16 protein-coding genes and 1 pseudogene are annotated in these 21696 nt (G+C 60.0%); 10 read left to right on the top strand and 7 right to left on the bottom strand.

The genetic code is table 11. The annotated features are described in order from the left end of the window. Nucleotides 1-132: 132 nt before the first annotated feature. The 3 genes from J3P93_RS25805 to glnA form a co-directional block, all read right to left on the bottom strand. Nucleotides 133-750 carry a DUF4124 domain-containing protein gene (locus tag J3P93_RS25805; protein WP_434593303.1) on the bottom strand — a complete coding sequence of 206 codons (618 nt, stop codon included), beginning with the start codon at nt 748-750 and terminating at the stop codon, nt 133-135. After that, nucleotides 747-1259, bottom strand: a complete 513-nt coding sequence (locus J3P93_RS25800) for a DUF4124 domain-containing protein (protein ID WP_434593301.1) — start codon at nt 1257-1259, stop codon at nt 747-749. Before J3P93_RS25800 ends, J3P93_RS25805 begins: the two co-directional genes overlap by 4 nt. 302 nt (nt 1260-1561) lie before the next feature. Next, nucleotides 1562-2968, bottom strand: a complete 1407-nt coding sequence (gene glnA, locus J3P93_RS25795; protein WP_186552128.1) for a type I glutamate--ammonia ligase — start codon at nt 2966-2968, stop codon at nt 1562-1564. Nucleotides 2969-3296: 328 nt separating this feature from the next. Between glnA and thiI the strand changes: the two genes are divergently transcribed. Together thiI and typA are read left to right on the top strand one after the other, a co-directional pair. Then, entirely contained in the window at nt 3297-4751 is a 1455-nt protein-coding gene (thiI, locus tag J3P93_RS25790) for a tRNA uracil 4-sulfurtransferase ThiI (protein ID WP_434593298.1), read from the top strand. Nucleotides 4752-4890: 139 nt separating this feature from the next. After that, on the top strand, nt 4891-6711 hold the full coding sequence (gene typA, locus J3P93_RS25785) for a translational GTPase TypA (RefSeq protein ID WP_101156749.1): 1821 nt from the start codon (nt 4891-4893) through the stop codon (nt 6709-6711). Between the two features lie 248 nt (nt 6712-6959). On the opposite strand, the gene J3P93_RS25780 is transcribed toward typA, so the two are convergent. Further along, nucleotides 6960-7397, bottom strand: coding sequence for a YkgJ family cysteine cluster protein (locus tag J3P93_RS25780; RefSeq protein ID WP_025110918.1), 438 nt, complete (start codon nt 7395-7397; stop codon nt 6960-6962). Nucleotides 7398-7656: 259 nt separating this feature from the next. On the opposite strand from J3P93_RS25780, the gene J3P93_RS25775 reads away from it, so the two are divergent. The 5 genes from J3P93_RS25775 to J3P93_RS25755 all read left to right on the top strand — a co-directional run bounded on the left by J3P93_RS25775 (nt 7657) and on the right by J3P93_RS25755 (nt 17253). Then, the gene (locus tag J3P93_RS25775) at nt 7657-10107 is read left to right on the top strand and encodes a glycogen/starch/alpha-glucan phosphorylase (RefSeq protein WP_090280262.1); all 2451 of its coding nucleotides are present in this window, start codon (nt 7657-7659) and stop codon (nt 10105-10107) included. Nucleotides 10108-10361: 254 nt separating this feature from the next. Next, nucleotides 10362-13946 carry a DUF2339 domain-containing protein gene (locus J3P93_RS25770; protein WP_434593293.1) on the top strand — a complete coding sequence of 1195 codons (3585 nt, stop codon included), beginning with the start codon at nt 10362-10364 and terminating at the stop codon, nt 13944-13946. Next, a complete protein-coding gene (locus J3P93_RS25765) occupies nt 13943-15307 on the top strand; it encodes a DUF3999 domain-containing protein (protein ID WP_434593291.1) in 1365 nt (454 codons plus the stop codon). Before J3P93_RS25770 ends, J3P93_RS25765 begins: the two co-directional genes overlap by 4 nt. Nucleotides 15308-15637: 330 nt before the next feature. Then, a complete protein-coding gene (locus tag J3P93_RS25760; RefSeq protein WP_039756611.1) occupies nt 15638-16648 on the top strand; it encodes a class 1 fructose-bisphosphatase in 1011 nt (336 codons plus the stop codon). A gap of 2 nt (nt 16649-16650) precedes the next feature. Continuing rightward, nucleotides 16651-17253, top strand: coding sequence for a DUF924 family protein (locus tag J3P93_RS25755; RefSeq protein ID WP_434593289.1), 603 nt, complete (start codon nt 16651-16653; stop codon nt 17251-17253). On the opposite strand, the gene J3P93_RS25750 is transcribed toward J3P93_RS25755, so the two are convergent. From J3P93_RS25750 to J3P93_RS25740, 3 genes and pseudogenes are all read right to left on the bottom strand, one after another. Beyond that, nucleotides 17242-17415, bottom strand: coding sequence for a hypothetical protein (locus J3P93_RS25750; protein WP_434593286.1), 174 nt, complete (start codon nt 17413-17415; stop codon nt 17242-17244). The two genes, J3P93_RS25755 and J3P93_RS25750, sit on opposite strands and share 12 nt — an antisense overlap. 170 nt (nt 17416-17585) lie before the next feature. After that, the gene (locus tag J3P93_RS25745; protein ID WP_434598496.1) at nt 17586-18350 is read right to left on the bottom strand and encodes a methyl-accepting chemotaxis protein; all 765 of its coding nucleotides are present in this window, start codon (nt 18348-18350) and stop codon (nt 17586-17588) included. 141 nt (nt 18351-18491) lie between these two features. Next, nucleotides 18492-19343: pseudogene (locus J3P93_RS25740) on the bottom strand (cache domain-containing protein); the annotation flags it as partial. A gap of 418 nt (nt 19344-19761) precedes the next feature. On the opposite strand from J3P93_RS25740, the gene J3P93_RS25735 reads away from it, so the two are divergent. From J3P93_RS25735 to J3P93_RS25725, 3 genes are all read left to right on the top strand, one after another. Further along, nucleotides 19762-20016, top strand: coding sequence for a lipoprotein (locus J3P93_RS25735; protein ID WP_034152995.1), 255 nt, complete (start codon nt 19762-19764; stop codon nt 20014-20016). A 29-nt stretch (nt 20017-20045) separates the two neighbouring features. Further along, nucleotides 20046-20615 (top strand): lipocalin family protein, encoded by a 570-nt coding sequence (locus J3P93_RS25730; RefSeq protein ID WP_090280288.1) that lies wholly within the window; start codon nt 20046-20048, stop codon nt 20613-20615. A gap of 114 nt (nt 20616-20729) precedes the next feature. Next, nucleotides 20730-21680 (top strand): IS481 family transposase, encoded by a 951-nt coding sequence (locus J3P93_RS25725; protein WP_093096621.1) that lies wholly within the window; start codon nt 20730-20732, stop codon nt 21678-21680. Nucleotides 21681-21696: the final 16 nt, after the last annotated feature.

Raw genomic sequence — 21696 nt, 5'->3', positions numbered from 1 at the left:
CTGAAACAGGCGTTTGACGCGCGTTTGTATGGCACGAAGCCAGCTCCATCGGGAAGTTTCGAACCAAAATGGGTTGGAATTTGAGTAGGGTGCAGCTTAGCGCACCAATACAGTGCGCATCGTTCGGTAGCGTCAGAAGAAGCGCAGGAAGGGGTTTTTCGGTTTTTCAGGTTTGTCTTTCAATGGGCATTCCGGCCGCACGCCGTAATCGTCTTTGGTGCAGGGTTTGACCTGACGTTTCTGCGCCAGCGAAATGCGCAGCATGTGGAAGGGCTGGTTGGCGGTGCGTTCGACGGTGCGGCCCTCGGCATCGAGAATTTCTGCCGACAGGTTGTGGCTGCCGCGATCGATATTGCTCAGCGGGAAGACCGGGCTCAGGCCGGGTTCGCCGGTTGGCTTTCCGTCCAGCAACAAGCGATAGCGGTGGCCTTGCTGCAAGCCGGGCTCGCTGGTGATGCTGACAATCAGTTCTCCGGCACTGCTGCGGATGGTCGCATCGGGCTCGGGCACCAGAACCCGCAGCATGTCGTAATGAAACGGTGGCTGCGGTGTGGCGTTCCTGGTTTGGTTACTCGGGGCGGCGGCGGTCGGGGTGGCAGGCATGCGATTGCTGGTAGCGATCGGCACACGCTTGGCGTTGCCGCGCGGTTGGTCGGTGTAGACGCGATTGCCGTGGGCATCGATATAGGTGAACACCTCCGCCGAAGCGGGCAGGGCGAGCAGGCACAGGATCAGGCAGGCAACTTTCATGGTCGATGCACCCGCTGCACGGTGAAGACTGCGGGTGGGCTTTGCTGAATCACGGTCTGGCCGTCGATCACCTGCACCGCAAGCCGATGTTCGCCGCGGTCGACGTTGACCAGTTGCAGGCTCGGCACGTTGCTTGGCTGGCCGTAGGGTTCGTCGTCGAGTACCAGTCTTAATTGATGCGGCGGCTGCAGGCGCGGCTTGATCAGCACGTTGACGGTGAAAGTACCGTTGTTGGCGCGCAACGCTTCTTCCGTGGGCAGGCCGGCCAGTTCAAGGATTTCGTAGGCTTTATGCGGCGGCTGTGGCATCTCGGCATCAGGCGCGGGCGGCGTGCTCGGCGCTTGCGGCTCGACACGGTTCAACGGCGGCAGCTCGACCGGCTGCGCCTTCACGCCGTCCGGCGAATGATCGCTGTAGACCGTGTTGCCGTTGGCGTCGGTGTACTTGTAGATCTGCGCAGCGGCGGGCAGGGCGATCAGCAGCAGAATGTAGAGGAAGGTACGACCCATGAAATCGACCGGGATTGAGAGCGATGGGTAGCAGCATAGGACAGCGGAGGCGGTTGGCCCAGCCCGGTGCAGGTCAGGTAGTCCCCCTCACCCTAACCCTCTTCCAAAGGGAGAGGGGACCGACCGAGTTGTTTGCGCGACATCCAGCGGCCTGAATGCCATGTGAACTCCGGATTTGAAGAACACGGCGATCAGTCCCCTCTCCCTCTGGGAGAGGGCCAGGGTGAGGGGCTTTTGATCTGCAATAAAAAAGGCCTCCCGAAGGAAGCCTTTTTTGTCACGCTTTACGCAGCGCTACCGGATCAGCAGCTGTAGTACAGCTCATATTCCAGTGGGTGTACGAAGGTGCGCACCTTGATTTCTTCTTCCGATTTCAGCGCGATGTAAGCGTCGATGAAGTCGTCGGAGAATACGCCGCCCTTGGTCAGGAACGCGCGGCCCTTGTCCAGCTCTTCCAGGGCTTCTTTCAGGCTGCCGCAAACCTGTGGGATCTCTTTCGCCTCTTCAGGCGGCAGGTCGTACAGGTTTTTGTCGGCCGCATCGCCTGGGTGGATTTTGTTCTGGATGCCGTCCAGACCAGCCATCAGCAGTGCGGCGAAGGCCAGGTACGGGTTGGCAGCCGGATCCGGGAAGCGTGCTTCGATACGGCGGGCTTTCGGGCTCGACACGTAAGGAATACGGATCGAAGCGGAACGGTTGCGAGCCGAGTAGGCCAGCATGACCGGCGCTTCGAAACCTGGCACCAGACGCTTGTACGAGTTGGTGGCCGGGTTGGTGAAGCCGTTCAGGGCCTTACCGTGCTTGATGATGCCGCCGATGAAGTAGAGAGCGGTATCGGACAGGCCGGCATAGCCTTCACCGGCGAAGGTGTTCTTGCCGTCTTTCCAGATCGACATGTGTACGTGCATGCCCGAACCGTTGTCGCCGTACAGTGGCTTCGGCATGAAGGTCGCGGTGCGGCCGTATGCGTCAGCAACGTTGTGGACGACGTACTTCAGGGTCTGGGTTTCGTCGGCTTTCTTCACCAGGGTGTTGAACTTGACGCCGATTTCGTTCTGGCCGGCAGTCGCCACTTCGTGGTGGTGAACTTCAACGGTCAGGCCCATTTCTTCCAGTGCGTTGCACATGGAGGTACGGATTTCGTGGTCGTGGTCGAACGGCGGAACCGGGAAGTAGCCACCCTTGACGCCTGGACGGTGACCTTTGTTGCCACCTTCGACGTCCTGGTCGGACATCCACGAACCTTGCTCGGAGTAGATCTTGAACATCGAGCCGGAGATGTCCGACTTGAATTTCACCGAGTCAAAGATGAAGAACTCAGGCTCTGGACCGGCGAACACGGTGTCACCGATACCGGTGGCTTTCAGGTGTTCTTCGGCGCGCTTGGCGATCGCACGCGGGTCGCGGTCGTAGCCTTGCATGCTCGAAGGTTCGATGATGTCGCACACCAGGATCAGGGTGGCGTCTTCGGTGAACGGGTCAAGCACGGCAGTTTCGTCAACCGGCATCAGGATCATGTCGGAGGCTTCGATGCCTTTCCAGCCAGCGATGGAGGAACCGTCGAACATCTTGCCGACTTCGAAGAAGTCTTCATCCAGCGCATCGCGAGCCGGCATGGTCACGTGGTGCTGAGTGCCTTTGGTGTCCGTGAAGCGCAGATCAATCCATTTGACGTCATGATCTTTGATGAGTTGAACCGTCTTCGACATACTGTCCTCCGGGTGGCTTAGGGCTAGTAGTGGATGCCCTTAAAGTTGGGTGATGCCGGCGCGAATACTCTGCCAAGGCAACCTGCCTCACAAGGGAGCAAATTGCATGCCAGTGCCCCAGCATGGGTTTTTTGCCCCAATTTCATGCTTATAAAGGCTTCAATCGGCCTGATTGCGAAAATATCGCCCTTTAATGTGGCGGAGCAAATCGAAAACGACCTGTTTTGGTGCGTGCAAAACGTTCTGCATATTAACTGGTTAAACCTTGAGCAATTTCCGCTATAATCCGCGCCCCCCTTTTTCGGCTGGCCGTTCGCGCGCTGTTTTCATGAAACTAATCGTAAAAGTCTTCCCCGAGATCACCATCAAAAGCCGACCTGTCCGGACGAAGTTCATCCGCCAGTTGGCCAAGAACATCCGCACCGTGCTCCGCGACCTGGACCCGGCAGTGGTGGTGAACGGCGTGTGGGACAATCTCGAGCTGGAAACCCGCGTTACCGACCCCAAAGCCTTGAAAGAGATGGGCGAGCGCCTGACCTGCATGCCGGGTATCGCGCATTTTCTGCAGATCGACGAGTACCCGCTGGGCGACTTCGACGACATCACCGAGAAGTGCAAACAGCATTACGGCGCGGCCCTGACCGGGAAGATTTTTTCGGTGCGCTGCAAGCGCGCCGGCAAGCACACGTTCAGTTCGATGGACGTCGAAAAATACATCGGCAGCAAGCTGCGTCGCGAGTGCGGCGCGGCCGGAATCGACCTGAAAGCGCCGGAAATCGAAGTCCGCATCGAAGTTCGCGACAAACGGTTGTTCGTCATCCACAGCCAGCACAACGGCATCGGCGGCTACCCGCTCGGTGCGCTGGAGCAGACGCTGGTGTTGATGTCCGGCGGTTTCGATTCGACCGTTGCGGCCTATCAGATCCTGCGCCGTGGCCTGATGACGCATTTCTGCTTCTTCAATCTGGGCGGGCGTGCCCACGAATTGGGCGTGATGGAAGTCGCGCATTTCATCTGGAAGAAGTACGGCAGTTCGCAACGCGTGCTATTTGTCAGTGTTCCGTTCGAAGAAGTGCTGGGCGAAATTCTCGGCAAAGTCGATAACAGTCATATGGGCGTGATTTTGAAGCGTATGATGTTGCGCGCGGCGTCGAACATCGCCGAGCGCCTGCATATTGATGCGCTGGTCACCGGCGAAGCGATCTCCCAGGTATCGAGCCAGACGCTGCCGAACCTGTCGGTGATCGACTGCGTGACCGACAAACTGGTCCTGCGCCCACTGATCGTTGCGCACAAACAGGACATCATCGACACCGCGAACGAGATCGGCACTGCCGATTTCGCCCGGCACATGCCGGAATACTGCGGGGTCATTTCGGTCAACCCGAAAACCGCCGCCAAACGCGGTCGGGTTGAGCACGAAGAGCAGCAATTCGACATGGCGGTACTCGAGCGTGCGCTCGCCAACGCCAAACTGGTGCCAATCGATCGGGTGATCGACGAATTGGGCCAGGACGTACAGATTGAAGAAGTCAGCGAAGCCCTGGCCGGCCAGATCGTGATCGACATCCGTCACCCGGATGCCGCCGAGGATGAGCCGCTGGAACTCGCTGGCGTAGAAGTACAGACGATGCCGTTCTATGCAGTGAACGCTCGTTTCAAGGAGCTGGATCCGACTCGCCAGTACCTGCTGTATTGCGACAAAGGCGTGATGAGTCGCCTGCATGCTCACCATTTGCTCAGTGAGGGGCATGCCAATGTGCGCGTTTATCGACCGAGCTAAGTGCCCGGGGCTGTTTGCCTGTGGCCTGCGTCACCGGCCCCCCGACACCGCCGTCAAGCTGTAACGGCCATGCCGGACACTACTGCTAATCGCTGCCAAGACTTGTCAGCAAACCGAATCCTCTGATCGAGATACACAAGTGATCGAAAATCTACGCAACATCGCCATCATCGCCCACGTTGACCATGGTAAGACCACCCTGGTAGACAAACTCCTGCGTCAATCCGGCACTCTGGAGCGCAACGAGCTCAACGACGAGCGCGTGATGGACTCCAACGACCAGGAAAAAGAGCGCGGTATTACCATTCTGGCGAAGAACACCGCCATCAACTGGAACGGCTACCACATCAACATCGTGGACACCCCGGGCCACGCCGACTTCGGCGGCGAAGTTGAACGCGTAATGTCGATGGTCGACTCCGTTCTGCTGCTGGTTGACGCTCAAGACGGCCCTATGCCGCAAACCCGTTTCGTGACCAAGAAGGCTTTCGAAGCCGGCCTGCGTCCAATCGTGGTGATCAACAAGGTTGACCGTCCAGGCGCGCGTCCGGACTGGGTTCTGGACCAGATCTTCGACCTGTTCGACAACCTCGGTGCTACCGAAGAACAACTGGACTTCCAGGTTGTTTACGCTTCGGCCCTGAACGGCATTGCCGGTCTGGACCACACCGCCATGGCGGAAGACATGACTCCGCTGTACCAGGCAGTAGTCGACCACGTTCCGCCTCCGGCCGTTGACCGTGATGGCGCGTTCCAGATGCAGATCTCCGCTCTGGACTACAACAGCTTCCTGGGTGTTATCGGCGTTGGCCGTATCGCTCGTGGTCGCGTCAAGCCGAACACCCCGGTTGTGGCGATCGGTGCCGACGGCAAGCGCCGTAACGGCCGTATCCTGAAACTGATGGGTCACCACGGTCTGCACCGCATCGACGTTGAAGAAGCTGCAGCAGGCGATATCGTTTGCATCAGCGGTATGGATTCGCTGTTTATCTCCGACACCCTGTGCCACCCGGACACCGTCGAGGCGATGAAGCCGCTGACCGTTGACGAGCCAACCGTTTCGATGACCTTCCAGGTAAACGACTCGCCATTCTGCGGTAAAGAAGGCAAGTTCGTGACGTCCCGTAACATCAAGGACCGTCTGGACAAAGAGCTGCTGTACAACGTTGCACTGCGCGTTGAAGAAGGCGACTCGGCTGACAAGTTCAAGGTTTCCGGCCGTGGTGAGCTGCACCTCTCGGTACTGATCGAAACCATGCGTCGCGAAGGCTTCGAACTGGCCCTGGGCCGTCCTGAAGTGATCATCCGTGAAGTTGACGGCGTGAAGCAGGAACCGTTCGAAAACGTCACCATCGACATCCCTGAAGAAGCTCAGGGCAAGGTGATGGAAGAGATGGGTCTGCGTAAAGGCGACCTGAGCAACATGGTGCCGGATGGCAAGGGCCGTGTTCGTCTGGAATACAACATCCCTGCTCGCGGTCTGATCGGTTTCCGTAACCAGTTCCTGACCCTGACCAACGGTGCTGGCATCCTGACCTCGATCTTCGATCGCTACGACACCGTCAAGTCGGGCCACATGTCCGGCCGTCAGAACGGCGTTCTGGTTTCGGTTGAAACCGGCAAGGCACTGACCTACTCGCTGGAAACCCTGCAGGCTCGCGGCAAGCTGTTCGTCGAACACGGCCAGGAGATCTACAACGGTCAGATCGTTGGTCAGAACAGCCGCGACAACGACCTGGGTGTAAACCCAACCAAAGGCAAGAAGCTCGACAACATGCGCGCTTCGGGTAAAGACGAAACCATCGCTCTGGTCCCACCTGTTCGCTTCACTCTGGAACAGGCTCTGGAATACATCCAGGAAGACGAGCTGTGCGAAGTCACGCCTAAGTCGATCCGTCTTCGCAAGAAGATCCTCGACGAAAGCGAGCGTACCCGCGCTGCCAAGAAAGCCAAGGCGTAATCTAGCTTCGGTATGAAGAACGCCCCCGGTCGCGAGACCGGGGGCGTTTTTGTTTGTCTGGGGTTTAAACGATATTTTTGCTGGCCCCATCGCTGGCAAGCCAGCTCCCACAGGGTTTTGGGTCGTATTGATCGTTCCCACGCTCTGCGTGGGAATGCCTCAACGGACGCTCCGCGTTCGGCTTCAGAAGGGACGCGGAGCGTCCCGGGCTGCATTCCCACGCAGAGCGTGGGAACGATCAGGTGCGGTCAGAACTTCTCGATCGCGCGGAAATTCTGCACGCGCTCGACTTCCTTCGGCTTGTACGCGCAATAGCCCGGCCGCGGGCCGATTTTCGGGTGGTTGCGGCAGGTGTCCGGGCGCTTGTCATAAATGGTGCACAGGCGGCTCTTACGATCCAGGTAATAGCAATCGTTGTTGCTCATGCGCTGTAGGGTGAAGATTCCCGACTTCTGATTGAAACGCTCGACCAGGCCTTCCTTTTGCAAACGCTTGGCGATGTTCTTCGGCGGATCGCCCAGTTCGAACTCGTCGACCACACCGATGCGCACCAGATCCTTGATCTTCACCTCAACCGGCAACGTGCAGCAGCTGGACATGCACGAGCCGCACATCGGCGCCGAATATTTGGCCCACGTATCGAGACGATCAATCTCGGCGGCGGCGATCAGGTTGGGTTTCATCATCGGGAGTTACCAGAGGTGTATGCATCAGGGCGCGCGATCATACCGGGACTGGTGGATTTTTGAACAACCTTTCGCCAGATTTTTCTCGATGCCGACACTTTGCCGGGCAACTCGGCACGGCCCCTGCATTCATTGGTTCATCCGCCAAGGTTATGCCGGACCACCTCACAGTCTCCGGAAATACAGCCGAACCAGAGCCGTTACCGTCGGTCAGACCGTCTAGGCTCAGACAATTCCCCGCTCGCTCGAGGTCCTATTGATGACTCAAGAACCACTAGTTCGCGAAGCAGAGGTGGCCGCATTCCGCGACGCCGTCCTGACCAAACTCACCTATGCAGTGGGCAAGGATCCCGATCACGCCTTTGACCATGACTGGTTCGAAGCCATCGCCCTGGCGGCGCGTGATCACATGGTCGAACACTGGATGGACCACACCCGGCAGATCTACCGCAAAGGTCAGAAGCGGGTGTATTACCTCTCGCTGGAATTCCTTATCGGCCGCTTGCTCTACGACAGCCTGAGCAACCTTGGCCTGCTCGACGTCGCCCGTGAGGCGTTGACCGAACTGGGCGTCGATCTGGAGCGCATCCGTTTGCTGGAACCCGACGCAGCGCTCGGCAACGGTGGCCTCGGGCGCCTGGCGGCGTGCTTCATGGAAAGCATGTCGACCCTCGGCATCGCCGGTCACGGCTATGGCATTCGTTACGAGCACGGCTTGTTCCGTCAGGCGATTGTCGATGGCTGGCAGCAAGAGCAGACCGAACACTGGCTGGATTTCGGCAACCCGTGGGAATTCGAGCGGCCGGAAGTGGTGTACCCGATCGGCTTCGGCGGCAGCGTCGAAACCGTCACCGACGCCAACGGCAAGACCCGTCAGGTCTGGTCGCCGGCGGAAACCGTGCGCGCGATTGCCTATGATACCCCGGTGGTCGGCTGGCGCGGCGCCAGCGTCAACACCCTGCGGCTGTGGCGTGCGCGTGCCATGGAAGAGTTGCACCTGGAGCGTTTCAACGCCGGTGACCACCTCGGTGCCGTGGCCGAAGTAGCTCGCGCCGAAAGTATTTCGCGCGTGCTCTACCCGGCGGACAGCACCGAAGCAGGCCAGGAACTTCGCCTGCGTCAGGAATACTTCTTTGTGGCCGCGTCGCTGCAGGATCTGCTGCGCCGTCATCGCAACATGCACACCTCGGTACTGACCCTCGGTGATCATGCGGCTATCCAGCTCAACGATACCCACCCGTCGATTGCCGTCGCCGAACTGATGCGTCAATTGGTCGACGTCTACGACGTGGCGTGGGATGCGGCATGGCAGGTAACGGTCGACACGCTGTCGTACACCAACCACACCTTGCTGCCCGAGGCGCTGGAAACCTGGCCGGTCGGCCTGATGGAACGCATGCTGCCGCGGCACATGCAGATCATTTATCTGATCAACGCCCAGCACATCGACTCGCTGCGGGCCAAGGGCATTCATGATTTCGACGTGCTGCGCGCGGTGTCGCTGATCGAAGAAGACAACGGCCGCCGGGTGCGCATGGGCAACCTCGCGTTTCTTGGTTCGCACAGCGTCAACGGCGTGTCCGGGCTGCATACGCAACTGATGCGCAAAACCGTTTTCGCCGAATTGCACAAACTCTACCCGGAGCGGATCAACAACAAGACCAACGGCATTACGTTCCGCCGTTGGCTGTTCCAGGCCAACGCCGAGCTGACCTCGATGCTGGTCGATGCTGTGGGCCCGGAGATCCTCGATCATCCCGAAGAGCGTCTGCTCGAACTGGAGCCGTTCGCCGAGAAAACCGCGTTCCGCAAAGCGTTTGCCGAACAACGCCTGCACAGCAAAAAAGCCTTGGCCTACCTGATTCACGAGCGCCTCGGTATTGCCGTCAACCCGGCGGCGATGTTCGACGTGCAGGTCAAACGCATCCATGAGTACAAGCGTCAATTGCTTAACCTGCTGCACACCGTCGCGCTGTATCAAGCGATTCGTGCCGAGCCGGAAGTCGACTGGGTGCCACGGGTGAAAATCTTCGCCGGCAAGGCCGCAGCGAGTTATCACCAGGCCAAACTGATCATCAAATTGACCAACGACATCGCCCGGGTGGTCAACAACGACCCGACGGTACGCGGCTTGCTCAAGGTGGTGTTCCTGCCCAACTACAACGTCAGCCTGGCGGAGAGCATCATTCCGGCGGCGGACTTGTCCGAGCAGATTTCCACCGCCGGTTTCGAGGCGTCGGGCACCAGCAACATGAAGTTCGGTCTCAACGGCGCGCTGACCATCGGCACCCTCGATGGCGCCAACGTGGAGATGGCCGAGCGCATCGGTGCCGAGCATATGTTTATCTTCGGCCTCAGTGCGCAGCAGGTTGAAGCGCGCAAACAGAACCACGAGTTCAGCGCCTTGCCGGACATCGCCGCGTCGCATCGTCTGAACGATGTGCTGCAAGCGATCCGCAGCGGCGTGTTCTCGCCCGACGATACCTCGCGCTACACCGGGCTGATCGATTCGTTGATCGACTACGACCGTTTCCTGGTCTGCGCCGATTTCGATTCGTACTGGGAAGCGCAGAAACGCGTGGAAGCGCACTGGCACGACTCCAACAACTGGTGGCGTTCGGCAGTGTTGAACACGGCGCGCATGGGCTGGTTCTCGTCTGACCGGACCATTCGCGAGTACGCCACCGATATCTGGAAAGCGCTGGAGTAACTTTCCGCAACAAATCTGCGCAAGGCCCAACGTTTGTTGGGCCGGATCGATATACTGAGCGCCGGTTACCGGATGCATCAGTCACTACTCATGCCCTGTGGGGGCGAGCCTGCTCGCGATAGCGTTGTCACATTAAACAGAAATGTTGACTGACAAAGCGCTTTCGCGAGCGAGCTCGCTCCCACGGGGTTTGTGCCTAGACTGAAGCCATCGCCGGACTCGCCCCGCCCCGGGGCTGCTTAGGGATATCGACCATGCAATGGATGTTCATGTTGATCGGGCTGGTGCTCGGTGGACTGCTCGACGAGTCGTTCAGCGCTGCGCTGTTGGGCGCGCTGCTCGGGCTGGCGATTGCGCAGACGATGCGCATCGCGCGGCTCGGTAAACTCACGGCTGCGCAACAGCAGCAACTCGAACAAGCCAAAGTCGCCTTGCAAGGCGTCGAGCAGCGGCTGTTTCTGCTCGAAGGCGCGCCGCTTCATGCGGCGCCACCGCCGCCTCCTGCGCCCGTCGCCGAGCCGGTAGCCGAGTCTGTCGAAGTCTTCGAACAAGCCGCGGCGCCTGAACTGATCTGGGAACTGCCGCCCGAACTCGAGCCGATCACCGCCGCCACCCGTGAAACCAGCCAGCCGCTGCCGGACGATGTCTGGCGCGCCGAACCGGCCCCTCGTGAACCGCACATACCTGCCGAACCCCGTGGGCCGAACCTGATTGAGCGTGGCATCAGTGCGGCACGCAACTGGCTGTTCGGTGGCAACACAGTGCTGCGCGTGGGCGTGGTGCTGCTGTTTTTCGGTCTGGCGTTTTTGCTGCGTTACGCCACCGAAGGCATGGTGGTGCCGATCGAGTTGCGTTACGCCGGGGTTGCGGCTGCCGCGTTGGGCCTGCTTGCGCTGGGCTGGTGGCTGCGCCGGCGCAACACACACTATGCGTTGATGCTGCAGGGTACCGGGATCGCGGTGCTGTACCTGACGGTGTTCGCGGCGATGCGCTTGCATCCGCTGCTCGATCCTTCCGCCGCGCTGGGCCTGCTGGTGGCGGTGACGGTGTTCTCGGCCATTCTGGCAATCACTCAGGATGCCTTGGGGCTGGCCGCTGCGGCAGCCTTGGGCGGTTTTGCTGCGCCGATCCTGACTTCAACGGGGGAAGGCAATCACGTCGCGCTGTTCAGTTATTTCGCCCTGCTCAACGCCGGCATTCTGGCGATTGCCTGGTTCAAGGCCTGGCGCCTGCTCAATCTGATCGGCTTCGTGGGCACCTTTGGCATCGGGTTCGCCTGGGGGCTGCGTTCCTATGGTCCGGAGCTGTTGTGGAGCACCGAGCCGTTCCTGATCCTGTTTTTCCTGATGTACCTGGGCATCGGCTTGCTGTTTGCCCGACGCAAGTTGCTCGACCTGAGCGATACCCCGGCGGACGCCGATCGCGAGGCGTTGTTGCGCTGGTCGGCGCGCAAGGGCGATTACGTCGACGGCACGATGTTGTTCGGCCCGCCGATCATTGGTTTCGGTTTGCAGTTTGCCATCGTCCAGCACCTGGAATTCGCGGCGGCGTTCAGTGCCTTGGCGCTGGGACTGCTCTATATGGCGCTGGCCAGGGTATTGATAGGTGGGCGCGCAGTGTTGCTGGGCGAAACCTGTCTGGCGCTCGGGGTGATTTTTGCCAGTCTGGCGATTCCGTTGGGGCTCGATGCGCGCTGGACGTCAGCGGCATGGGCCGTGGAAGGGGCGGGGATTTTCTGGCTTGGCCTGCGCCAGCAGCGACCGTTCGCGCGGGCCTTTGCACTGTTGCTGCAATTGGGCTCGGCGTTGGCCTTCCTCAGTGAATTGCGCATTGGCGAAAACAGTTTGCTCGACGGTGCGCCACTGGGCGCGTTGATGCTTGGCGGTGCGCTGCTGTTCAGCTTCTATCAATTGCGCAAAGCGGCAGCGGAGCAGACCGCGCCGTGGGAGCGCCAGGCGTTGCCAGTGCTGGCGAGTCTGGGCCTGACGTGCCTGTATCTGCTGGCCCCGTTGTTCTTTTTCATCCAGGGCACGGCGATCAGTTGGGCGCTGGCCGGTCTGGCGACGTTGTGGGTCGGTCTGCGCATACAATCGCGCACGTTCCTGTTCAGTGCGTTTGCGGTGCAATTGCTCGGCGGCGCGTTGTTCCTGTTACGCCTGCAAGGCGCGGGCGAGGATTCGTCAGCAGTGTTCAGCGCGGGCTGGAGCGGATTGCTCAGCGCATCGCTGATCGGTCTGGCACTGATCGCCGGCATGTTGCTGGCTGCGCGCGATGACATGGTGCGCAGCGACGTGCGTCTGCTGCGCGGTCTGTCAGTGGTGCTGCTGGCCGGCCTGGTGTTGATCAATCTGGCCGTGCTGTTTGTCCTGCCGTGGCAAACCGCGAGTGCGGTGTGGGCGGCCAGTGGTTTGCTGATCATCTGGCTGAGCCTGTATTTGCAGCAGCGCGTCAGCTTCGTTTTTGGCTTGCTGTTGCAGGTGATCGGGGGCGCTGCATTTTTGCTGGCTGGCCCGGAGCTGCTGGGACCGTTGTCCAGTGAAGGCTTGAAACCGCTGGGCCATGGCGGATTCTGGACGCCGCTGGTGCTGGGGCTGGCGGCGATGATCGGCGCGTGGCGCTTGCAACTGGGCAACCATGCTTCGGCATTTGATGCGTTGAGTTTGCAGCGCTTGTCGGAATTGTTGCTGGTGTGGGGCGCCGCTTGGTGGGCGCTGGCGTGGGTCAGTGAGGTGCTGCGTTTTGCCCCGGCCAATCTGCAAGCGACGCTGTTGCTGTTGATCGCGGCGCTCAGCGTGGCGCTGTGGACGCTGGCGTCACTGCGGCTGAAATGGCCGGCGCTGGGCTTGCTTTGCACCTTGCTGATTCCGGCGGCAGCGCTGGTATTGCTCAGCGCATGGCAGTCGCGTTATCACCCGGCGGCCGACTTCGGCTGGCTGGCGTGGGCGGCGGTATTTGCCGTGCATTTCTTCAGCCTGCGCCGCCTCGCGCCGATGCTCCCGGCCCGCGCTTTGAGTACCGCACATGTACTCGGCTGCTGGCTGCTGATCGGCGTGCTGGCGCTGGAGTTGCGTTACGGTCTGCTGCTGTTGTCCGAGCAGTACAACGCGTGGCGCTGGCTGGGCTGGGCGATTCTGCCGAGCGTCTATCTGCTGCTCGCAGCGGCACCGCGCACGTGGCCGTGGCCGGTGGCGGCATTTGCTCGTGAGTACCGTTTGTACGCCGCTGCGCCGCTGGCCGTGCTGATGCTGGCGTGGTTCTGGCTGGCCAACGGTGTCAGCGATGGCAACGCCGAACCGCTGCCGTATGTGCCGCTGCTCAACCCTCTGGAGCTGGGGCTGCTGTTTGCCCTGTTCGGCGTTTATGTGTGGTCGCGCAGTGCGCTGGCGCAACTGTCCATCCGCCGGGACTACGCCGGTTACGCCACGCAACTGATCGCCGGGGTTTCGCTGTTTGCCTTCTGCACGGCGCTGGTGACCCGCGCTGCGCACCATTGGGCTGGCATCCCCTTCGAACTGGACACGCTGCTCGCCTCGATGCTGGTGCAGGCCGGGTTGTCGATCGTCTGGACGCTGATGGCGCTGGGGCTGATGATCGGCGGTCATTTGCGCCATCGCCGCGAAGTGTGGCTGATCGGCGCGGCGCTGATTGCGCTGGTGGTGGCAAAACTGATTTTTGTCGAACTGAGCAACCGTGGCGGCCTCGCCCGGATCGTCTCGTTTATCGGCGTCGGCGTGTTGCTGCTGGTGGTGGGCTATTTTGCCCCGTTGCCGCCCAAGCGCGTTGAAGCCGAACCGGCGGCGGACAAGCCCGCCACGGAAACCGAAGGAGTTGTCTCTTGAGTCGCATGCTGAATCTGGGTTGGTTGGCGTTGGGCGTGGTGATGGCTGCCGGCGCCCAGGAAAAACCCGCGGACTTCGCCACGCAGGTGCCGCTGTCGGTCAGCGGCAACGGCCCGTGGTATCGCCTCGAATTGCCGCTTAGCGTGCAACTGCAAGCACGCCAGACTGACCTCGGTGACTTGCGCGTGTTCAACGCCGCGGGCGAACCGCAGGCCTACGCGCTGGCCCGCGAATCCGCGCAGACCCGCGATGACGGTCAGTTGCACGACGTCAAATGGTTCCCGCTGTACAACGCCGTCGATGCCAGCGAGCGCGCGCCCAACGTGCGCGTGCAATCGACCACTAATGGCACGCTCGTCGAAGTGCAGCCGTCCAGTCAGTTGGAGGCCGGGGAGGAAGTGCTGCGTGGCTGGCTGCTCGATGCCAGCGCGATCAAGGCGCCGTTGCAACAGTTGATCCTCGACTGGACCAGCGAGCGCGACGGCTTCCAGCGTTTCAGCATCGAAGCCAGCGACGATTTGCAACACTGGCAGGCGTGGGGCGATGGCCAGGTCGCACGGCTGACCTTCTCCGATGAGCGTATCGAACAGCACGAAGTGACCCTGCCGGGGCAGGCCGCGCGGTATGTGCGCCTGCTCTGGGAGTCGCCGGGTTCAGCGCCAATCCTTACGTCGGCGCAACTGAAAAGCAGCGATCCGCGTCATTTACCGTTGCCGTTGGTCTGGTCACAAACCGTGGCCGGCAGCAGCACCAAGGTCGGGGAATACACCTGGCAGCTGCCGATGGGGTTGAACGTCGAGCGCGTGCAGGTTGAACTGAAACAACCGAACAGTCTGGCGCCGGTGACACTGGCCGGCCGCCGCGACAGCAGTTTGCCGTGGCAGACGCTGAGCAGCGGCTTGTTGTACCGCCTGACCCAGAACAATCAGGACGTGGTGCAGAACGAAATCCCCCTTGCCGGGCAGACCGTGCAGCAGTTGAAGCTGACCGTGGACGAACGCGGTGGTGGGCTGGGTGAGCAGGCGCCGGATCTGAAATACGCGGTGCGCGCCACGCAGGTGATTTTCCTCGCACGGGGCGATGGGCCGTACAGCCTCGCGCTGGGCAATGCCACGGTGAAAACAGCTAACCTGCCGTTGACCACGCTGATTCCTGATTTCAAACCGCAGATGCTGGCGACGCTGGGCAAGGCTTCTGTGCAGAGCGAAGCCGTGGTGACACAGACCTCGACGGCGACCACGGCGGCGGTGGCCGGGACCAATTGGAAGAAGATCGGACTGTGGGCGGTATTGCTGTTGAGCGTGGTGTTTCTCGGAGCGATGGCGTTCAGCCTGTTGCGCAAGCCGCCCGCCAATACCTGAGAAGGGCTGGCGCTGCGCACCATTCGCGAGCAGGCTCGCTCCCACAAGTGACCGCATTTCTTCATGTGGAATGCGGTTCTTGTAGAAGTGAGCCTGCTCGCGATAGCGGTCTTCCAGCCTACAAAAATCTTCAAACTGGCGCATCAGCCAGGCACCAATAGTCCCGAACCGGTCTACGCTAAATCCGTCACCTGAACTCTCCACCGACAATCACGTCTGATGCAGGCAAATACGCCCCGACGCACGTTAGCGGGCGTCTTCGCTCGCTAGGTTTTCAGACTCCCTGTAAACTGCGCGGGTTTTTAGCCCCCCATTCCACCGGAGCCGTCCATGTCCCGCGTTACCTTGAGTCGCTATTTGATTGAGCAGACCCGCAGCAACAACACTCCTGCCGATCTGCGCTTCCTGATCGAAGTGGTGGCGCGTGCCTGCAAGGAAATCAGCCACGCCGTGTCCAAAGGCGCCCTCGGCGGCGTTCTGGGCAGCATGGGCACTGAAAACGTCCAGGGCGAAGTGCAGAAGAAACTCGACGTGCTGTCGAACGAAATCCTGCTCGAAGCCAACGAATGGGGCGGCCACCTGGCCGGCATGGCGTCCGAAGAAATGGACAATGCCTACCAGATCCCGGGCAAATACCCTAAAGGCGCCTACCTGTTGGTATTCGACCCACTGGACGGTTCCTCGAACATCGACATCAACGCGCCGGTCGGCACCATTTTCTCGGTACTGCGTTGCCCGAACGAATACCTCAGCCAGAACGAGCCGCTGAACGAAAAGGCCTTCCTGCAACCAGGCACGCAACAAGTGGCCGCCGGTTACGCGATCTACGGTCCGCAGACCATGCTGGTGCTGACCCTGGGCGACGGCGTCAAAGGCTTCACCCTCGACCGCGAAATGGGCAGCTTCGTGCTGACCCACGAAGACATCACCATTCCTGAAACCACACAGGAATTCGCCATCAACATGTCCAACCAGCGTCACTGGGAAGCCCCGGTACAGCGCTACGTCGGCGAGTTGCTGGCCGGTGAAGAAGGTCCGCTGAAAAAGAACTACAACATGCGTTGGGTTGCAGCGATGGTTGCCGACGTGCACCGCATCCTGACCCGTGGCGGTCTGTTCATGTACCCGCGCGACAGCCGTGAGCCGTCCAAGCCGGGCAAACTGCGCCTGATGTACGAAGCCAACCCGATGTCGTTCCTCGTCGAACAAGCGGGTGGTGCCTCCACTGACGGCCACCAGCGCATCCTCGACATTCAGCCTGAAGGCCTGCACCAGCGTGTTGCGGTGTTCCTCGGCTCGAAAGAAGAAGTCGCGCGCGCCACGGCTTACCACAAGGAATAACCGTGACTGCGCCCTGGCAGCCGTTGCTCGAATGGTGGTTCGGACACGCCGAATCACCCGACGCAGTAGCGGCTGACAAGGGCAAGTTGTGGTTCGGCAAGCGAGCCAGCCAAGACCTCGAAGCGCAGACGCGTTTCGGGGGCTTTGTCGATCAGGCCCTGGCCGGCGAATTGACCGAGTGGACGCAATGTCCCGAAGGTTGGCTGGCGGTTGTGCTTTTACTCGATCAACTGCCGCGCATGATCCATCGCAACACCCCCAAAGCCTACTCCGGTGATCTACGCGCGCAGAAACTCGTCGCCCAAGGCATCGCGGCGGATTTCGATCGGCAGCTGAAACCGATCCAGCGTGTGTTCATCTATCTGGTGTTCGAACACTGCGAAAACCTCGCGGTGCAGAACGAAGCGGTGTCGCGCTTCATCGAACTGGTGGCGGAACAGCCGGAGGATGAGCGGGCGGTGTTCGCCGATAATCTGGATTACGCCGAGCGGCATCGCAAGGTGATCGCCCGGTTTGGCCGGTTTCCGCATCGCAATGCGATGTTGGGGCGGGAATCTACGGCTGAGGAATTGGCGTTTCTTGGTCAGCCCGGGTCAAGGTTCTAGTTTCCTTGAATTACTCTTCTGGTCTGAGTCCAGTGCATCAAGTTCAATGAAAATGGCTTCAGCGCCTGCATAGTTTCCGCGATCGATTTCCTCGCTACCCAGTGCAAGAATTGCCAGCAACGTAACTTGATCTGGATGAACTTCATCGTCGGCCTTTTTCATCTGGCAAATTCCTGATGATCATATTGAAGGCATTCTGCGTCATGTAGGCCGTCTTCGCGAGCAGGCTCGCTCCCACAGGTATGTTGGGTGTTCTCACAATTTGTGTTCCACCACAAACAACTGTGGGAGCTAGCTGTGCCTTGCTAGCGATTGGGCCGGGGGGCAGCGACTTAAATCCGGAAACTACCCACCAACTGCTTCAACCGCGCCGCCTGCTGCTCCAGGTCCGAGCACGCCCGCAACGTCGCCTGCAGATTCTCCACCCCTTCCTGATTCAGCGTGTTGATCTCGTTGATATCCACGTTGATCGACTCGACCACGGCGGTCTGCTCTTCGGTCGCGGTGGCCACCGACTGGTTCATGCCGTCGATCTCGCCGATACGCTGGGTCACGCTGCCCAAGCGTTCGCCAGCCTGGTTGGCGATGCCGACGCTGCTTTCGCTCTCGCGCTGGCTCTCGGTCATGATGCTCACCGCCTGACGTGCGCCGACTTGCAGTTCCTCGATCATCTTCTGCACTTGCTGCGCCGAATCCTGGGTGCGGTGGGCGAGGTTGCGCACTTCATCGGCGACCACGGCGAAACCGCGACCGGCTTCACCGGCGCGCGCCGCTTCGATCGCGGCGTTGAGGGCGAGCAGGTTGGTTTGCTGGGAAATGCTGGTGATTACTTCGAGAATCTGGCCGATGTTCACCGTGTTGCTGTTGAGAGTTTCGATGTTGCCGCAGGAGTCGCTGATCTTCGCCGACAGCTGCTGCATGGCGTGGATGGTTTTATCCACCACCTGCTGACCTTCAACGGCGAGGCCGCGCGCATCGCTGGAGTGCTGCGAGGCGAGGGCGGCGTTCTGGGCGATTTCCTGAGCGGCGGCGCCGAGCTGGTTGATCGCCGCGGCGACGCTGTTGGTGCGGCTGGCTTGCTGGTCGGAGTTGTACATCGACGAATTCGACGCGGCGACCACGCGCAGGGCAACTTCGTTAACCTGGCCGGTGGCCGAGGACACTTCGCGGATCGAGGTGTGAATACGCTCGACGAAGCGGTTGAACGAAGTGCCCAGCGCGCCGAATTCATCGTTGCCATGAATCACCAGGCGCTTAGTCAGGTCGCCTTCACCTTCAGCGATATCGTGCATGGCGCGGCCCATGGTCAGCAGCGGTTGCATCAGCACGCGAATCAGCATGCCCAGCAAGGCCAGAATGATGACCACGGCAATGGCCATGGCGATCAACGCTGAGGTGCGGAATTCGCTGAGCATGGCGAACGCGGTGTCTTTGTCGAGCACCAGCGCCACGTACCAGTCCGCCGACGGCACGCCGTTGACGCGGGTGAAGGAGATCAACTGAGTCTTGCCGTCGAATTCGACTTCTTTCAGGCCCGGGCTGACTTTCGGCGCGCCGTTCGGATAGGCCTCGGCGAGGGTCTTGAGCACCAGTTTGCTGTCCGGGTGAATAAGGATTTTGCCTTCGGCACTGACAATGAACGCGTGACCGTGACCGCCGAAGTTCAGCGAGTTGATGATTGCGCTGACGCTGGTCAGATCGATATCTGCACCGGCGACGCCGAGCATCTGCCCCTGACGCTGCACCGGCGTGGCGACGGTAATCACCAGTTTGCCCGACGAGGCGGCAATGTACGGTTCGGTGACGATCGTCTGTTGCGCGGAGTTGGCCGCTTTGTACCAGCCGCGGGCGCGCGGGTCGTAATCCGGCGCGCGATTGCCGGCCGGCATCGAGAACATCACGCCGTCCGCACCGCCGAAATAGCTGAGCTGAAAATTGCCGGTGTAGGCGGGCAGGTCGATGATGCGCTTGAGGCTGGCCGTCGCGTTACCGTCGACCGCTACTTGCTGGGATAACGATTGCAACAGCTGGATGCGGCTTTCCAGCCAGGTCTGGATATTGCTGGTGGTCAGACTACCCAGTTCCTGCATGGTCGCTTCGGTACTGCTGCTCAGAGCCTGACGTTGTCGATAGTCGTTGAACAGAATGAAACAGGCGAACGCAACGGCCACCACGAGGGCGGCAGCCAACAAGATCTTGTGGCTGAATTTCAGGTTTCTGGTCATCGAATGAACTACCGAGCAAGGGCTGGTCAGGAAAGGGCGGCAATTTGCCATATTCCCTGGCGTTGCGCTGCTCTTATTTCGACCGGCGCGCGCCAAAGATTAGGCGTGCTGGCGGAAATTCGACGAAATGCTCAATAGCCCTACAAAGTGTCTGATTTAACCGATAAATGCCGGACGGGCGGATGAACAAATAGCCATCTTGTCAGGGAACCAGAGGAGGGTTTTCTCTTCTAAGCTTCTGGTTGGCACCATGCCAGCCCCCTTCCGCTCCAGGAGTTACACCATGTCGCTGCGATCTCTCGCCCTTCTGTCCTTTTGCGTGCTGCTGGCCGCATGCAGCAAGGTCAATCAGGAAAACTACTCGAAGCTCTCGGCCGGCATGGCCAAGGCCGAAGTCGAAACCCTGCTGGGCAAACCGACTGACTGCTCGGGTGCGCTCGGCATGTCCAGTTGCACCTGGGGCGACAAGAACAGCTTTATCAGCGTGCAGTACGCCGGTGACAAAGTGCTGATGTTTTCCGGCCAAGGCCTGAAGTAAACCGGGGCGTCGCGCCCACGGAGAAAAAAATGAAGCGGTTATTGTTAGTTCTTTTTGCCGGCCTGGTTTTGGCTGGCTGCGCCACTTCCGGCGTCGACTCGTTGGCACCGAAGACTGTCAACAGCGTCAACCTCAAGCGTTATCAAGGCACCTGGTACGAGTTGGCGCGTCTGCCGATGTACTTCCAGCGCAACTGCGCGCAATCCGAAGCGCATTACACCCTCAAGCCTGACGGCAACGTGGCGGTGCTCAACCGCTGCCTGACCCCGGACTGGCAATGGGAAGAGGCCAAGGGCACGGCTTATCCGCAAGTGCCGGGCAAGACCGACAAGCTCTGGGTCGAGTTCGACAACTGGTTCTCGCGCCTGCTGCCCGGCGTGGCCAAAGGTGAATACTGGGTGCTGTACGTCAGTGATGACTACAAGACCGCCATCGTCGGCGACCCGAGTCGAAAGTACATGTGGCTGCTGTCGCGTACACCGACCGTCAACGGTGTGGTGCGCGAGGACTTGCTGAGCAAGGCGCGTCAGCAAGGGTATGACACCACGCGGTTGATCTGGCGGGCGACGGATCGGCAGATGGCCAAGACCTCGAACTGAAGAACACTGCAAAACTACTGTGGGAGCTAGCTGTGATCTCTCTGTAGGTTGTTCACTCGGGGCTTTTCCGGGAAATTGGAGGTGCGAACCAAACCAAGCCCCCGGAGGCCCCGAGTGAACACTCATAAAAATGCCCGATTAACTGTTTCTGGTCGAGCCCTTCTTGTTCAAAGAGTCCTCACAGAGGGTTTGAGAGTTGAAGAGGTGGCCAAGGCCCAGGGGGTCAGCGTTCGCACTGCCTACAAGTGGATAAACCGCTATCGAACCGAAGGCGAAAAAGGTCTCCAGGATCGCTCATCCCGCCCGGCTTCCTGTCCGCACGCTACTGCCCCAGAGTGTCTGGAGAAAATCATCAAGCTTCGCCGTGAGCGAAAAACCTATGGCGAAATCAGTAAGTCTTTGAAGGTGGGGCATAGCACGGTAGGCAGGATATTGAGCCGCAACGGACTCAATCGCCTGGCTTATCTGGAACCGCCAGTTGCGGTTATTCGCTACGAATACTCTCAGCCGGGAGGCTTGCTGCACTTGGATATCAAGAGGCTGGGGCGCTTTAACAAACCTGGTCATCGAGTGACAAAAGACCGTCTGAAAGGCCGTTCTTACCATGTGGGTTGGGAGTTTGGACATGTTGCCATCGACGACCATAGTCGAGTGGCGCACTGTGGTTTATACCCAGACCAAACCGCTCGTAGCGCCTGCCTCGCGCTGATCCGGGCCCTGCGTTACTACAAAACGCTCGGCGTGAAATTCGAGCGGGTAATGACCGATAACGGCCCTTGCTACAAATCCAGGAGCTTCAAGCGCCTGTGCCGGCGGCTGCGGCTTAAGCACATCTTTACCAAGCCTTACACCCCGCGCACGAATGGCAAGGCAGAGCGATTTATACAGACCGCTCTGCGCGAATGGGCCTACGCCAGAAGTTATGAAAGCTCAGATCAACGCGCGACGTATCTGATGCCTTGGTTGCACAGGTACAACTGGCATCGCCCGCATGCCAGTTTGAGTTATTTACCACCGATTAGCCGAATAGCATCCGTGAACAACGTGGTGGGTTTACACAGCTAGCCTGCTAGCGATAGCG

Origin of the sequence: Pseudomonas sp. R3-57, assembly GCF_051132065.1 — a bacterium.
GTDB lineage: Bacteria > Pseudomonadota > Gammaproteobacteria > Pseudomonadales > Pseudomonadaceae > Aquipseudomonas.
This window is presented reverse-complemented; position numbering and strand designations above follow the sequence as displayed.

Bases quoted from the DNA above. Each gene is read 5' to 3' on its own strand.
- J3P93_RS25745 (WP_434598496.1), bottom strand. From the start codon at position 18,350: ATGTACAACTCCGACCAGCAAGCCAGCCGCACCAACAGCGTCGCCGCG.
- J3P93_RS25780 (WP_025110918.1), bottom strand. From the start codon at position 7,397: ATGATGAAACCCAACCTGATCGCCGCCGCCGAGATTGATCGTCTCGAT.
- J3P93_RS25770 (WP_434593293.1), top strand. From the start codon at position 10,362: ATGCAATGGATGTTCATGTTGATCGGGCTGGTGCTCGGTGGACTGCTC.
- J3P93_RS25775 (WP_090280262.1), top strand. From the start codon at position 7,657: ATGACTCAAGAACCACTAGTTCGCGAAGCAGAGGTGGCCGCATTCCGC.
- J3P93_RS25760 (WP_039756611.1), top strand. From the start codon at position 15,638: ATGTCCCGCGTTACCTTGAGTCGCTATTTGATTGAGCAGACCCGCAGC.
- J3P93_RS25735 (WP_034152995.1), top strand. From the start codon at position 19,762: ATGTCGCTGCGATCTCTCGCCCTTCTGTCCTTTTGCGTGCTGCTGGCC.
- glnA (WP_186552128.1), bottom strand. From the start codon at position 2,968: ATGTCGAAGACGGTTCAACTCATCAAAGATCATGACGTCAAATGGATT.
- J3P93_RS25730 (WP_090280288.1), top strand. From the start codon at position 20,046: ATGAAGCGGTTATTGTTAGTTCTTTTTGCCGGCCTGGTTTTGGCTGGC.
- thiI (WP_434593298.1), top strand. From the start codon at position 3,297: ATGAAACTAATCGTAAAAGTCTTCCCCGAGATCACCATCAAAAGCCGA.
- J3P93_RS25800 (WP_434593301.1), bottom strand. From the start codon at position 1,259: ATGGGTCGTACCTTCCTCTACATTCTGCTGCTGATCGCCCTGCCCGCC.
- J3P93_RS25750 (WP_434593286.1), bottom strand. From the start codon at position 17,415: ATGAAAAAGGCCGACGATGAAGTTCATCCAGATCAAGTTACGTTGCTG.
- J3P93_RS25805 (WP_434593303.1), bottom strand. From the start codon at position 750: ATGAAAGTTGCCTGCCTGATCCTGTGCCTGCTCGCCCTGCCCGCTTCG.